This window comes from Clostridium pacaense (genome assembly GCF_020709765.2).
Lineage (GTDB): Bacteria > Bacillota > Clostridia > Lachnospirales > Lachnospiraceae > Enterocloster > Enterocloster hominis.
This window is the reverse complement of record NZ_JAJFEB020000021.1, coordinates 28,816-41,779: the sequence shown is the minus strand read 5'-3', so window position 1 is coordinate 41,779 and position 12,964 is coordinate 28,816. Positions and strand designations below refer to the sequence as shown.

The 12,964-nt window shown below is 47.0% G+C and carries 16 protein-coding genes and 1 pseudogene; 5 read left to right on the top strand and 12 right to left on the bottom strand.

Annotated features, from left to right (window positions below):
• Positions 1-201 precede the first annotated feature (201 nt).
• The 4 genes from LK536_RS53335 (at position 202) to LK536_RS53320 (ending at position 2,404) form a co-directional block, all read left to right on the top strand.
• Complete coding sequence (locus LK536_RS53335; protein WP_227796985.1) at positions 202-696, top strand: RNA polymerase sigma factor; 495 nt, start codon at positions 202-204, stop codon at positions 694-696.
• The gene (locus tag LK536_RS53330; RefSeq protein WP_227796986.1) at positions 686-1,288 is read left to right on the top strand and encodes a zf-HC2 domain-containing protein; all 603 of its coding nucleotides are present in this window, start codon (positions 686-688) and stop codon (positions 1,286-1,288) included. The genes LK536_RS53335 and LK536_RS53330 overlap by 11 nt, the downstream gene beginning before the upstream one ends.
• 122 nt (positions 1,289-1,410) lie before the next feature.
• Positions 1,411-1,794, top strand: a complete 384-nt coding sequence (locus LK536_RS53325) for a winged helix-turn-helix transcriptional regulator (protein ID WP_227796987.1) — start codon at positions 1,411-1,413, stop codon at positions 1,792-1,794.
• Between the two features lie 61 nt (positions 1,795-1,855).
• Entirely contained in the window at positions 1,856-2,404 is a 549-nt protein-coding gene (locus LK536_RS53320; protein ID WP_025484815.1) for a cysteine hydrolase family protein, read from the top strand.
• A gap of 66 nt (positions 2,405-2,470) precedes the next feature.
• On the opposite strand, the pseudogene LK536_RS53315 reads toward LK536_RS53320, so the two are convergent.
• The 8 genes and pseudogenes from LK536_RS53315 to LK536_RS53280 form a co-directional block, all read right to left on the bottom strand.
• Positions 2,471-2,798 (bottom strand): annotated as a pseudogene (locus LK536_RS53315) (transposase); the annotation flags it as partial.
• Between the two features lie 74 nt (positions 2,799-2,872).
• Positions 2,873-3,616 carry an SDR family NAD(P)-dependent oxidoreductase gene (locus LK536_RS53310; RefSeq protein ID WP_025484811.1) on the bottom strand — a complete coding sequence of 248 codons (744 nt, stop codon included), beginning with the start codon at positions 3,614-3,616 and terminating at the stop codon, positions 2,873-2,875.
• Positions 3,617-3,685: 69 nt separating this feature from the next.
• On the bottom strand, positions 3,686-4,396 hold the full coding sequence (locus LK536_RS53305) for an ABC transporter ATP-binding protein (RefSeq protein ID WP_025484810.1): 711 nt from the start codon (positions 4,394-4,396) through the stop codon (positions 3,686-3,688).
• A complete protein-coding gene (locus LK536_RS53300; protein ID WP_227796988.1) occupies positions 4,389-5,180 on the bottom strand; it encodes an ABC transporter ATP-binding protein in 792 nt (263 codons plus the stop codon). Before LK536_RS53300 ends, LK536_RS53305 begins: the two co-directional genes overlap by 8 nt.
• Before the next feature lie 2 nt (positions 5,181-5,182).
• Positions 5,183-6,193 carry a branched-chain amino acid ABC transporter permease gene (locus LK536_RS53295; RefSeq protein ID WP_025484808.1) on the bottom strand — a complete coding sequence of 337 codons (1,011 nt, stop codon included), beginning with the start codon at positions 6,191-6,193 and terminating at the stop codon, positions 5,183-5,185.
• A complete protein-coding gene (locus tag LK536_RS53290; RefSeq protein WP_227796989.1) occupies positions 6,190-7,071 on the bottom strand; it encodes a branched-chain amino acid ABC transporter permease in 882 nt (293 codons plus the stop codon). Before LK536_RS53290 ends, LK536_RS53295 begins: the two co-directional genes overlap by 4 nt.
• A 36-nt stretch (positions 7,072-7,107) precedes the next feature.
• Positions 7,108-8,325 carry an ABC transporter substrate-binding protein gene (locus LK536_RS53285; protein WP_025484806.1) on the bottom strand — a complete coding sequence of 406 codons (1,218 nt, stop codon included), beginning with the start codon at positions 8,323-8,325 and terminating at the stop codon, positions 7,108-7,110.
• Between the two features lie 103 nt (positions 8,326-8,428).
• Positions 8,429-8,926 (bottom strand): L-2-amino-thiazoline-4-carboxylic acid hydrolase, encoded by a 498-nt coding sequence (locus LK536_RS53280; RefSeq protein ID WP_025484805.1) that lies wholly within the window; start codon positions 8,924-8,926, stop codon positions 8,429-8,431.
• Between the two features lie 277 nt (positions 8,927-9,203).
• On the opposite strand from LK536_RS53280, the gene LK536_RS53275 reads away from it, so the two are divergent.
• Positions 9,204-9,758 carry a helix-turn-helix domain-containing protein gene (locus LK536_RS53275; protein ID WP_025484804.1) on the top strand — a complete coding sequence of 185 codons (555 nt, stop codon included), beginning with the start codon at positions 9,204-9,206 and terminating at the stop codon, positions 9,756-9,758.
• Between the two features lie 183 nt (positions 9,759-9,941).
• On the opposite strand, the gene LK536_RS53270 is transcribed toward LK536_RS53275, so the two are convergent.
• The 4 genes from LK536_RS53270 to LK536_RS53255 are packed head-to-tail and all read right to left on the bottom strand — an operon-like array spanning position 9,942 to position 12,935.
• Positions 9,942-10,547 carry a cytidylate kinase-like family protein gene (locus tag LK536_RS53270; protein ID WP_227796990.1) on the bottom strand — a complete coding sequence of 202 codons (606 nt, stop codon included), beginning with the start codon at positions 10,545-10,547 and terminating at the stop codon, positions 9,942-9,944.
• A gap of 12 nt (positions 10,548-10,559) precedes the next feature.
• Positions 10,560-11,222 (bottom strand): amino acid ABC transporter permease, encoded by a 663-nt coding sequence (locus LK536_RS53265; protein WP_227796991.1) that lies wholly within the window; start codon positions 11,220-11,222, stop codon positions 10,560-10,562.
• Entirely contained in the window at positions 11,216-11,941 is a 726-nt protein-coding gene (locus LK536_RS53260) for an amino acid ABC transporter permease (protein WP_025484800.1), read from the bottom strand. Before LK536_RS53260 ends, LK536_RS53265 begins: the two co-directional genes overlap by 7 nt.
• A 28-nt stretch (positions 11,942-11,969) precedes the next feature.
• The gene (locus LK536_RS53255; protein ID WP_227796992.1) at positions 11,970-12,935 is read right to left on the bottom strand and encodes a transporter substrate-binding domain-containing protein; all 966 of its coding nucleotides are present in this window, start codon (positions 12,933-12,935) and stop codon (positions 11,970-11,972) included.
• Between the last annotated feature and the right edge of the window lie 29 nt (positions 12,936-12,964).

Genomic DNA, 12,964 nt, shown 5'->3' with positions numbered 1-12,964 from the left:
TAAAGCCGGAAATATATGAGGTGCTATAAAGCGCCAAGATTGCAAAGTAGTATTTATCTGGCTCCATTAAAGATGACTTATAGATGTCAATTTATGTGGATTTTAAATTGCTGATTCCATTTACTCCCCAAAAGAAATTATTACTAAAAAATTTTGTAACGTTGTGTGATTTCGGAAGTAGTACAGGTAGGAGGATATATAATGGACTTTGAAAAAATATACCAGCTATATTTCAAAGATATTTATTTTTTTCTTAAAGGGCTATCATCTTCTGAAGCGATTGCGGAAGAAATAACACAGGAAACATTTTTTAAAGCATTAAAGCACTTAAACCAATATGATGCTTCACAGGATATTCGCGCATGGTTATATACGATTGCTCGAAACACGTATTATTCGTACTACAAAAAAGCAAAGCGTTGTAACCTAGTAGAAGACACAAAAGATATAGAGGATAATAAAAGCGATGTATTAGAACTTCTGATTGATGAAAATTCAGCATTTACAATTTATCAATGTTTACATCATCTGGACGAACCCTATAAGGAAGTTTTTTCTCTGCGTATTTTAGGTGAATTGCCTTTTGAAAAAATAGGTGCGATATTTGGTAAAAATTCAAGCTGGGCCAGAGTAACATTTTATCGCGCAAAAATAAAAATCGTAGAGGCATTGGAGGAATTAGAACATGAAAATTAGCTGTAACATAATAAAAGACCTTTTACCACTGTACGTCGAAAACATTGTCAGTAATGAGAGCAAAGTTCTAGTAGAAGAACATTTAAAAAGCTGTACAGAATGTCAGGCTAAATTACAAAAAATGCAGCAGCCTGTTAAATTAAGTGCGGATAAAGATATGAATGAATTAAAAGCATTAAAAAAATTATGGAACAGAGGGAAACTTCGTATTGCCATTATTACATCAGTAAGTTTAATTTTGCTTTTTACATGTTTAATCTCGCTTTATTTTGTTGAGTTACCAGTGAAGTATTCCGATGGGAAAATAACCGTAACAGAAGAACCATTACATGATATAGATGGTTTTTTTCTCCAGGTAAAAGGGAGCGGTATTGGTATAATAGAAGTTGACAACGGATCATTTAGCAGTGAAAAAAGTACGCTGCACTATAAAGTAGTTTGGACAAGTCCTATTAGAAACCTCATATCAGGCCATTCACAGGAAATAGGAATCCCTGAATACTGGAAAGAAAATACTGATTTTGTCAGTGAAATTATTATCGATTTTTCTGACGTTACAGTTATATATCGGAACGGAGAATTGGTAGAATAACCTATGGAATGATAACAGCCTGTAATTCACAGAAAAACGAAGTCTATCAGCTCAGGCATGTGATTACACAGGCTTAAATGAGGAATGATGGGATAAAGACTAGAATATATGAGGTACTATATATGAAAATGCGTCAGGAATATACCTGCCCCCTGGAAATTGTACATGACATTGTGAAAGGGAAATGGAAAACCATCATCATTTTTCAATTAAGAAAAGGCAATCGGACATTTTCAGAATTACAACATACGATAGAGGGCATATCAGAAAAAATGTTATTGCAACAGCTGAAAGAACTGCGTGAATATGATTTGATTGATAAGATAAGCACGGAAGGCTATCCACTACATGTGGAATACTTTCTGACAGGACGAGGACGAAAGCTGCTTCAAGCCGTAGAAATTATGCAGGAACTCGGCATCGAATACATGCTGGAACATGGAGGCGCCGACATTCTTGAGCAAAAAGGAATTTCGTATAGCCAGAGCTTACCTACCAAAAAGTAAGTAATTTACTATATCCTCATTTCAATTATAATAGACCTAAAAACATATGGAGGTAATTGAAATGAGTATAGGACTGCTTTTGATTGATATACAGAATGACTATTTCCCAAATGGGAAATATGAATTGTATCGGCCGGAATCAGCAGCAAATCAGGCAAAGAACGTATTACAGATATTCCGGGAACATGGGCTTCCTGTTTTCCATGTCCAGCATATTAATCCATCTCCAGACGCAGCATTTTTTGTACCAAATACAGAGGGAGTGCGCATCCATAAAAGTGTTTACCCTCAAACTGGGGAATTAGTAATTGAGAAGCATACACCGGACAGCTTTTATCAGACCATTTTAAAATCGGAACTTGATAAAAAAGATATCCGTCATTTAGTGGTCTGCGGCATGATGACACATATGTGCGTCGATACTACGGTAAGGGCTGCTAAGAACCTGGGCTATGAGATCACTCTTTTGGAAGACGCATGTGCAACGAAGGAACTGGAATGGAATCATATATCCGTACCCGCACCTGTTGTCCAAGCCGTATTTATGGCTTCCCTAAGCAATAAATTTGCGGAAATTGTAACTGTAGATCAATGGAATATATTCAGGTAATAAACAAGCTGGGTAACTCCTTTTAGAAGGTATCTGGCAAAATTAATAAAAGTAAACTGTGTAAACATACCCAAGGATTACGCAAACGGCACAATTTTTTGTTTCCATCTCCTTCCAGATTGAGACATACAGGCAGTCTACAAAGACGAACGTATAGAATTTTTAATGGCCGGTTCTGCAATTCATCGGCTGTTTCAACCACCCTGTCCGTGACGGTTGGGATTGTTTCATGGGATACCTTAAAGCCATAGATATCTTCGGTAGTAACCGGGATATCCCGTTGGCTCATGCCCCGTGCATACATGGCCAGTACTTTATCCTCAACGCCGCTGACACCATGGGTGTGTTTGGGGATTGCTTGGGGCTTAAAGGTGGGCTCACAGTCCCTTGGCACCTCTTTGGGATACCTGTTGGTGGAGGGATATGTCCTGGCCTTTTTCGGTGCTTTTATATGGCTTTTTATTTTCTTCAAATCATCTGCATCCCCCCGTTTACCTGCAGCACCTCGCCTGTGATATAATCAGCCATATCCGAGGCGAGGAACAGGGCTGCATCTGCAATATCCTTATCTGTCCCAATCCGCTTAAGCAGCGTCCTTGCAATATAATTATCCCTGTCTGCCTTAATCCGCGCCTGTGTCATTGGTGTCTTTGTGATTCCTGGCGCAATGGCATTGACCCTGACCCCATACACCCCCAAATCCACTGCCAGGCCCCGGGTAAGACTGACCACCGCCCCTTTTGCAGCAGAATAGCCTGCATATCCTTTACAGCCACTGAACGCGTCTATGGAAGACAGATTGATAACCGAACTCTTTTCATGCCGGATAAGGTAAGGTATGGCTTCATGGATGACCCGGATTATACCCATGACATTTACATCCAGCATCTTCATCCATGAATCCTCCAGATGCGGCTTCAATATATCGGTTTCCAGGAACAGGGCCGCATTATTCACCACTGTATCAATGGTACCAAATATATGTACCGCCTCTGCCACAGCCGCCTTTACATCTTCCTCCCTGGATATGTCACAGGGCATATATGCAGCCTCTCCCTTGCCGCTCCCGCATAAGCGGACCGTTTCTTCCAGCGCTTCTTTCCTCCTCCCCACCAGGAATACCCTGGCATTCTGTCCCGCCATACAGATGGCAATCCGTCTTCCTATGCCGCTCCCGGCCCCTGTAATCAGCGCAGTCTTTCCTGTGAGCATGTTTCCTCATCCCCTTTTCCTTGTGTTTTTCATAATCCAGGACCCAGATCAGGGCCTCTTCTAACTCCCCTACGCCCCCAGATAAGCCCTCTGTACCTCCCTGTCCGACAGCAGGTCCCTGCCTGATCCGGTTAAAGTGACTGTACCGTTTTCCAGCACATATCCCCGGTTGGCGATACTCAGCGCCATGGATGCATTCTGCTCAATCAGAAGGATGGTTTTCCCGTAATCCCTGATTTTCTGGATTAACTCAAATATCTCTTCCACAACTATGGGCGCCAGGCCAAGGGACGGCTCATCCAGCATGATGATTTTGGGATCCATCATCAGCCCCCTGGCAATGGCAAGCATCTGCTGTTCCCCTCCGGACAGGGTGCCTCCTGCCTGATTCCTTCTCTCCCTTAGCCTTGGGAACATCGTAAACTGTTCCTCCACCAGTTCATCCATCCGTTCCCGGCCCAGATTGGGATTGCCAAAGGAACCGGATATCATATTCTCATACACGGTCAGTTCCGGGAAGATCTTCCTGCCCTCCGGCACGTGGCATATACCCATCTTCACAATCTTATGGGGAGGCATCGCAGTAATATCCCGGTCCATGAAAGAAATCCGGCCCGACTCCTTCCCCGCAAGGTTTGAAACCGCCATCAGGGCCGTGGTCTTGCCTGCACCGTTGGCCCCGATAAGGGAAATGATTTCCCCCTGGTTTACTTCAAAGCTTATACCCCGCAGGGCATTGATATGTCCGTAGCTGACTACCAGATTTTCAACCTTAAGCATACGCAACCCCTCTTTCCGCAATGAGTCCCTTGCCAAAATAAGCTTCCTGTACCCCCTTGTCATCCTTCACATGCTCCGGGGTACCCTCACAGATTTTACGTCCGAAATTCAGGACCAGGATATGGTTACACGAATTCATCACGAATTTCATATCATGTTCAATGACCGCTATGGTGTATCCCTTTTCCTTCAGCATGACCATGAATTCCATAAGGGAATCCGTTTCCCGGGGATTCATGCCCGCCGCAGGTTCATCCAGAAGCACGATTCTAGGTTCCAGGGCCAGGGCACGGGCTATTTCCACCTTCCGCTGTACACCGTAGGGAAGATTTCCCGCCATGGTATATGCATATCCGCTAAGTCCTACCTCCTTCAGTATCTGCGCCCCTTTCTCCTCTATCATCGCCTCATCCTCCCTATACCTCCTGGATTGAAGGATGGCATCAAACAGGTTTGTCCTTGTATTGATGTGGAAACCTATTTTAATGTTTTCCAGGACCGTCATATACCGGAACAGCTGTATGTTCTGAAAGGTCCGGGCAATGCCCATCCGGGCAATCCTGTCACAGGGAAGCCCGGATATCCTGGATTCCTCCAGGTAAATGGAGCCGGAAGTCGGGGTGTAAAAACCGGAACAGATATTAAAAAATGTTGTCTTTCCGGCGCCGTTCGGTCCGATGATCCCATAAATATCCCCCTTCTCAATGGTCATATCCACATCGTCCACCGCCACCAGGCCGCCGAATATCTTTGAAACATGTTTTGCCTCAAGCAAAGCTCCCATCACTACGCCTCCTTTGGTATTTTTACTGCAGCATGCTGTGTGTGTTTCTTTTTCTTTGTCCTGGTTCCCGCGAGCATGCTGCCTGATGCGCCTGCAAGCCCCTGGGGACGTACCCACATCATCAGTATGATAAGGGAGGCGTATACCACATAACGCCATTCCTCAATGCCGCGAAGCGCCTCTGTCAGTCCCTGGGCCACAACCGAACCAACCACAGGACCTGCCAGGGTTCCCTGTCCTCCGATAATCAGCATGGCCAGGATGTTGAACCCCTCGTCCAGGGTAAAATAGGTGGAATCCACATAGGAGGCATAGGCGGAATACACAGCCCCTCCGATTCCTGCCCAGAAAGCGCCGTACATGAAGTTAAGCACCTTGTACCGTCTGGCGTCCACGCCCAGGGACCTGGCTGCCAGTTCATCCTCCCGGATGGACATCCACGCCCTCCCTACCCTCGATTTGATGACACGGCTGGTACAGAACATATAAAGCAGCACGGCGGCCAGGAAAATATAATAGTATTTAGAAGCGCCGCCCATCTTGATGCCAAGGAAACGCGGCGCCATGATCCCCTTGAATCCCATGGCGCCGCCCGTTACAGGCGTCCAGTTAAGCGCAATAAGACGCATGAGTTCTGAAAACCCAATGGTAATCATGGCCAGGAAGATTCCCTTCATGCGCAGGGCCGGAAGTGCCACCACCGCCCCGATTAAAGCTGCCATGATGCCGGCCGGAAGAAGGGCCGCCCAGAAACTGACTCCAAAGGTCTTCATAAGAATGGCCTGCACATAAGCCCCCACACAGTAAAATCCCGCTATCCCGAAACACAGCTGCCCGCAGTATCCATTGATTATATTCAGGCCGCCTGCCAGGATGATATAAAGCATGATCCTGCACACAATCCTCATATTGCCTGTTTTCACAAACAGGGGCAGAGCCAGCATCACAGCCAGGCAGGCAATCCATACAGCTGTCCTGTACCTATTGTATAAGTGGCTTATTTTCTCTGTCATGGCCTTACTCCTTTCCTTTTAACAAAACCAGTCGGTCTGAATACCAGCATGATGATAAGAAAGCCAAAGGAAAACACATCCCTGAAGCTTGCCGAGGATATGGCTATTCCCATGTTTTCAATCATTCCCAGGATTACACCGCCAAAGGAAGACAGCGGTACGCTGGTAAGTCCGCCAAGGGTGGCTGCCGCAAATGCTTTCATGCTCAGCGTAGTGCCCATGGTAGGGCTGATGGACTGGTAGTAAATCCCAATCAGCGTACCTGCAACACCTGCCATGGCGCATCCGATACAGTTTCCTATCATGGCCGTCCGCCTTACATTGATTCCCACCAGGGCTGCCGCTTCCCGGTTCTGGCTCACGCATCTGAGGGCAATCCCCCACCTGCTCCTGTTAAAAATCATCATCATGGCCGTGCTGAGTATGATGACCGTGGCAATGATGATGAGCTGCACGCTGCTGATGTCCACTGGTCCCAGATGGAAAATCCGGTTCTGCACAATGTTCAGCATAGGTTTCCTCTCTGTGCCGAACAGAATCTGGGCCAGGTTCTTTAATAACATACTGAATCCGATGGTACATATCAGTGAGATATGTTCCGGGGCATTGACAAAATGCTCATAACAGAGCTTGTAGATGATGATACCCACTACCCAGGCAGCGGCAAAGCTGGCGAAAAGTCCCAGTATTATATTATTTCCGCAGAACAGGAACAGGTAGAAGGACGCATATGCGCCAATCATAAGGACCTCTCCATGGGTAAATGTAGCCAGCCCCACCACTCCGACAATAACAGCAAAGCCCAGGGCAATCAAGGCATAGATAAATCCCTGGCACAGTCCGTTTACCAACTGACTGATAATGTATTGTGATGCCATATGCGTTCCTCCCTGATGATTATTTTTAAAATCAGTTTACTCAAACCCATAATCCTCTTCAATCACATACTTGCCGCCCTCTACCCCCAGGAGCAGGAACTGACGGACACCTCCACCATTTTCATCAAAGGTAAGCCTGCCTGCCATCCCGTCATAGGCTGCGTCCTTCAGGTTATCCTTGATGGCCTCCCTTGTAATCTCACCATCGCCGGTTTTCTCTATGGCGATTGCCAGCATCTGCACAGCATTGTAGGCACAAAGCGCATGGTCTGTCGGGGCGGTCTTATTCATGGCAAAAAACTTCTCATAAAAATCCTTCGTAACCGGGTTGTCCGGGGTAATATAGGAAGAATCGGAAACAATCAGCCCCTCTGCATTAGCGCCGCACAGGTCCAACAGCTGTTGGGAAGCGCCTGGTCCCTCCGTTACCATCTTAGGATTCCAGCCTGATGCCTTAATCTGGTTGATGATGGAGGGCACATTGCCCTGGTCCAGGATGCATACCGCCTCTGCACCGGAGGCCTTCAGCTTGGCAATCACAGAACTGAAGTCAGTCTCCATTTCCTCGTAGGACTCATCTGCCATGACCTCAATCCCTGCTTCCTTCAACGCATCCACCAGATGCTGGTTCGTACTGATGCCCCAGTCCGTATTCAGGTACATGACAGCTATCTTATCCAGTCCCATGAACTTTCCAATCACTGATTTGGCAACCCACGGCGCCTTGTCAGCCTGGTTGTACATGGTCGAGAAGCAATATTCACTCATGGGGGCATAATCAGGATTGGAGGCGGTTGGGGATATCAGGACACAGCCATACTCATCCACGATTGGGGCATCCGCCATACAGGCGCCGCTGGTGAAATCCCCAATCACAGCCTTGATATCATCATCCTCACAGAACTGTGTCACCATATCCGCGCTGGTCTTGGGGTCCGCAGCAGAATCCTTTACCTCGATTACCAGCTGGTAACCGTTCACACCCCCGGCGCCGTTCAGTTCATCAACCGCGATTTGGGTGGCAGCCTGAAAACCTTGTCCGTATTCCGCGTGAACCCCTGTAACAGGGGCAACCAGGCCCAGCTTTATGGTACCCTTGGATTTCCCGCTTCCTTCTGGCGCCGCGCTTCCTGCCTGTGTGTTTCCTGAACCTTCGGATGTACCTGCCGCTGCCGCGCCACATCCGGCAAGGCCAAATGCCACGGCTGCGGCCAGCAGGACTGCCGTTGCCTTTTTCTTCATATGTTTTCTCATGATCATTTCCTCCTCATACGACTGGAATAATAAAAAAGCGCAGACACTGTTTTTCGTTCAGCATCTTCGCTTTCCTTGTATAACCGGCTCTATGTGATTATCCTTACTTCCTTTTACAAAAACAGACCTCACAGATATCATCACCGCCTGCAATGGTTTTTCCCAGATGGAACTCATATCCCATGACCGCCGCGATATTCCTGTCCCCGTCCATTGCCATATCGCATAACGCGGGGATATCCTTTGCAGGTACTCCTGCCTTCAGCCATCCGGCCACCAGCGGGCAGTAATGGAAGTCAATCTCCAGACAATCCTCATCTGCTGTTTTAACCTCCATCTCAAATGTCTTTTCCACCACATCTGAGAGGAATGCAGCTCTGAAAGTTGCAACATCATCCGGATTGCAGCCCGCCTTAATGGATGCCCCCTGAAGCTGCCCTGTTTTTGCAATGGCTTTCCTGGCAAATGCCTCACCGTCCGCGCCTTCCTCTTTCGCCGCCTCGTAGGTAAGGGCCATCCAGGTTGCCCTGTGGCTGATGGCTGCACGGTTTATATCCACCTTTTCATCTGATATTACCGGTATGTTCTTTATCTCGCCCATATATGTTCCTCCTGTGTCACCATTTTAATCAAACCTGCGCGCCGTGATTTTGATGTATTGAGTTATAGCATCTTCATTCTATATTTGTCAAATCATTTATTCATTTTAATGAATTATTTTTATTATATTAACTTTAATAACAAAAAAATTATGGAAATATCTTGACAAACTTGTTTTTCAGAATGTATAGTGACACATATTTATGTTGCTTAACAGGACCGGCCATGGAATGTAGCGGGCAGGTCAAAGATACAATAAACAGGCCAGAGGTGGGATAATGATAGAAAACATAGGCAGAAAAATCAAGACATTCCGAAACCGGTATGGCATGACCATCCAGGAAATGGCAGAACAATCCGGTGTCAGCAGTTCCCTGCTCAGCCAGATGGAGCGGGGCATCGGCAACCCCACCATAAGTGTGCTGGAGGCAGTCTCACATGTCATGGACTGCAGCGTTGCCGACCTTTTAGCCGAGGATGTAAAGAACAGCGACCTTGTGGTACGTCATAGGGAACGCAAGAGAATATATGAAGGGCAGAAAGAGACCGCCATGTATGGTCTCTTATCAGACAAGGTTGTACGGGGTAATTTTGATATGATCCTAATTGTCCTGCCTCCCCACAGCGAGGTTGACAGCCGTCTAAGCCGCCATCCCGAGGAGGAAGCTTCCTTCATCTTAAAAGGGAACGCAGTTTTTGAATTTGATGGCGAGGTAATCCCGCTGGAGGAAGGGGATACCATCCGGGTGCTCTCTAACCGGAACCACAGGGTACTTAATATCCAGGATGAGGAATGTGTAATCATATGTACACGAAACCGGATATTGAGCTGAAGCGGGGAACGAATAAAAACGTCCTCTTCTTTCTTCAAAATCTATATTTTCATGCTTATACATTTTATTTTGCGTAGAAAAAGAATAAAACAATCAGGGCAGGGTAACTTTGTTTAGCGGCTTTATTAGGGCTTAGGATCTGCCCTATTATGGAATTCTGGGCCGGAACTGCATTACCCAATTTTATATTATGATCTGATTATACAATTTGCGGACCATATCGGCAATCAGTCCGGCCGTTCCTTCCACCCCCAAAAGGGAAGAATCAATCATCAAGTGTTTATGCCTGGGGTCATCGGGCATATAGCCGGCATATTTTTTGTGATACGCATTTCGCGCCTTGTCCACGGATACAATCATATGCTCCGCCTCATCCCTGTCCATATCCAGAATGTGTATACAGTTTTCCAGACGCCTGGCATAGGGTGCGTAGATGAAAATGTTAATGTTGTTCTTCCTGTTTTCCAATAGGTAATCAGAACACCTGCCCACCATGATGCAGTTCGATCTGGCCGCCAGGTCCAGTATGATATCCTTCTGCACATCAAATATTATATCCTGTATATATTCCTCATCTGTCCCCAGCGGGAACATCCGGGGCAGGAAACTGTGCTTTGCCTGCTCCTCCTGATTGCTTATATCGGATACAGGCATATCCAGCCTTTTGGCAACCTCCTCCACAATATCCCTGTCGTAAAATTCCACGCCCAGCTCCCGGGACAATTCCTTTGCTATGGATCGGCCCAGGCTTCCAAATTGCCTCGTAATCGTCACTGTGAATGTTTCCATAAATCCTCCCTCCTATGCCGTAGCGATGGTCTTCTGATATGTCCTCACAACACAGCTCAGCGCAAAACAGATGGAAAAATAACATGCAGCTTCAAAGCAAAAAAGCATCAGCATCCCGCGTACATCGTATATGCTCCCCAGGACCACGCCACAGTTTCTCATGAATTCAGCTACATCCACCATTTTGAGGAAAGATGTATCCTTAATCACGGTAATAACCTGGCTCAGCAGGGCCGGGATTACCTTCCTGAACATCTGAGGAAGCACAATATACCACAAGGTACCGCAGAAACTGAATCCCTGGGACCGTGCTGCCTCAAACTGACCCTTGGGAACCGCGTTCAGGCCGCCCCTGAATATTTCCGCCATTACGGCCGAGGTAAAGAGGATGATGGCAAATACACACACGCCGATTTTGTTTCCCCTTACCGTAAAATATATCCATAATATCCACAGCAGGTTTGGGGTACACCGGAAGAATTCGGTGTACACGGCCACCAGGGTTCCGGCCCATTTCCATCCACCACGGCCATAGGTCCTTATCAGTGCCAGAAGGATACCAAATACAATGCTGATGGCTGTTGACAATACAGCAATGATAACCGTCATTTTCAGGCCGTTCATCATAAACACCACATTAGCCGGAGTAAAAATCTGGTTGAATAATCCTAACATACGCCCTCCTCTATGTTATTATGCTTTGCAGTGGGAAGCCTGAGAGCGCGTATTTCCAGATACCGCGCCAGACGGGCCAGCGGAAAGCAGATGATAAAGTATAACAGAGCGCTTGTAAGATACGCCTGGGCAAAATATCCTCTCTCCGCTCCCCAGGAATCCGTAAAATACATCAGGTCCATACCCGCCACCATGGCCAGGATGGAAGTATTCTTCACCAGGTTAAGGGCCTGGTTGGCAAGAGGCGGCATGATGATCTTAATGGTCTGCGGAAGTATGATATGATACATGGTCTGGATATAGGAGAATCCCTGGGAAGCCGCTGCCTCCGATTGTCCCCTGGGGATTGCCTCTATTCCTGTCCTTATTACCTCCGATATGTACGCACCATGATAGATACCCACCCCGATAACCCCAAGTGCGAACTTAGGAATCCTGAACCCTGAGCCTGAGAACACCATGGGCAGCACTGAATAATAAAACATGACCTGCAGCGCCAGAGGCGTATTCTGGATGAACTCCACATATATCCTGGAAATAAACCGGAATGGTTTAAACCTGGATGTTGAAAGGGTCCCGAATATTACGCCAAGGGCCAGCGCTACGGCCAGCCCTACAAGTGCTATTTTTAAGGTCATCAAAAATCCTGGTACATAATATTCAGGAAATGCCTTTAACAGCGCACTCCACCTTTTCCCATCTAAAAGACCTTTTATCATACAAATCTACCCCTACTCTGTTTCATAACTACTGCAGTCCCCACTGGTCCTGAAGTGCCTTCATGGAACCGTCTGACAACATGGATGTAACCTTGGACTCCACCAGTTCCGCCAATCCTGTATTCTCCTTTGCGGAAGCAACTCCATAATCCTGCTCTGCAAAACGGTCATCCAGAATCATATTGGTGTCATTGACATATCCGGCCAGGATAGCACGATCCACGCTGAAGCAGTCAATCTGCTTGGTAGCCAGAGCCTGGGCCAGGGCGGGATAACCGTCAAACTCCTGGAATTCAGGCTTCACGGACAGGCCCTTTTCATCCACATATGCCATGAATCCGTCCTTACTGGTGGAAGCCTGAGCCACTCCGATAACCTTACCGTCCAAATCCTCTATGGACGTAATACCGGAATCCTTATTTACCAGAAGTCCCACTGCGTCCGTATAATATGGGGTGGAGAAATTATAGGTTTCCTTTCTATCATCTGTAATGGTAAATGTGGCAATGACCAGGTCAATCTCACCATTTTCCAGAAGCGGACCCCTGGTCTTGGCTGTAACACCCTGGAATTCCACCAGCTTCTTCTCCTTTGCCTCATCCATGGTGCATCCGAAGATTTCACCGGCAATTTCAAAGGCCAGGTCATCCTCAAATCCTTCATATTCACCTGTAGCCGTGTTCTGAAGGCTGAACTTGGGGATATCAGACTTACAGCCCACCTTTAGAACTCCCCTGTCGATAATCTTCTGTACATCCGCCGTCATCTTGTCTGCTGTTAAACTTCCGGTATCCACAGTGCTGCCGTCATCTGCCGCGCTTCCGGCGTCTGTCGTACTGCCTGCATCTGCCGTTGCCGTATCCATGCTGACCGTAGTATCTGTCTTCGCCTGTGTATCCGCTGCCTCAGTAGTACCGGCTGAGGATGACCCACAGGCCGTCAGGGAAGCTGCCATTACCATTGCCATTACAGTTGCAAATAATTTCTTTTTCATAAATTGTTTCCTCCTCTTTATCATTATTC

What these genes read in the sequence shown, in the direction of transcription:
- LK536_RS53335 (WP_227796985.1), top strand. Translation starts at nt 202, where the DNA reads ATGGACTTTGAAAAAATATACCAGCTATATTTCAAAGATATTTATTTT.
- LK536_RS53330 (WP_227796986.1), top strand. Translation starts at nt 686, where the DNA reads ATGAAAATTAGCTGTAACATAATAAAAGACCTTTTACCACTGTACGTC.
- LK536_RS53325 (WP_227796987.1), top strand. Translation starts at nt 1,411, where the DNA reads ATGAAAATGCGTCAGGAATATACCTGCCCCCTGGAAATTGTACATGAC.
- LK536_RS53320 (WP_025484815.1), top strand. Translation starts at nt 1,856, where the DNA reads ATGAGTATAGGACTGCTTTTGATTGATATACAGAATGACTATTTCCCA.
- LK536_RS53310 (WP_025484811.1), bottom strand. Translation starts at nt 3,616, where the DNA reads ATGCTCACAGGAAAGACTGCGCTGATTACAGGGGCCGGGAGCGGCATA.
- LK536_RS53305 (WP_025484810.1), bottom strand. Translation starts at nt 4,396, where the DNA reads ATGCTTAAGGTTGAAAATCTGGTAGTCAGCTACGGACATATCAATGCC.
- LK536_RS53300 (WP_227796988.1), bottom strand. Translation starts at nt 5,180, where the DNA reads ATGGGAGCTTTGCTTGAGGCAAAACATGTTTCAAAGATATTCGGCGGC.
- LK536_RS53295 (WP_025484808.1), bottom strand. Translation starts at nt 6,193, where the DNA reads ATGACAGAGAAAATAAGCCACTTATACAATAGGTACAGGACAGCTGTA.
- LK536_RS53290 (WP_227796989.1), bottom strand. Translation starts at nt 7,071, where the DNA reads ATGGCATCACAATACATTATCAGTCAGTTGGTAAACGGACTGTGCCAG.
- LK536_RS53285 (WP_025484806.1), bottom strand. Translation starts at nt 8,325, where the DNA reads ATGAGAAAACATATGAAGAAAAAGGCAACGGCAGTCCTGCTGGCCGCA.
- LK536_RS53280 (WP_025484805.1), bottom strand. Translation starts at nt 8,926, where the DNA reads ATGGGCGAGATAAAGAACATACCGGTAATATCAGATGAAAAGGTGGAT.
- LK536_RS53275 (WP_025484804.1), top strand. Translation starts at nt 9,204, where the DNA reads ATGATAGAAAACATAGGCAGAAAAATCAAGACATTCCGAAACCGGTAT.
- LK536_RS53270 (WP_227796990.1), bottom strand. Translation starts at nt 10,547, where the DNA reads ATGGAAACATTCACAGTGACGATTACGAGGCAATTTGGAAGCCTGGGC.
- LK536_RS53265 (WP_227796991.1), bottom strand. Translation starts at nt 11,222, where the DNA reads ATGTTAGGATTATTCAACCAGATTTTTACTCCGGCTAATGTGGTGTTT.
- LK536_RS53260 (WP_025484800.1), bottom strand. Translation starts at nt 11,941, where the DNA reads ATGATAAAAGGTCTTTTAGATGGGAAAAGGTGGAGTGCGCTGTTAAAG.
- LK536_RS53255 (WP_227796992.1), bottom strand. Translation starts at nt 12,935, where the DNA reads ATGAAAAAGAAATTATTTGCAACTGTAATGGCAATGGTAATGGCAGCT.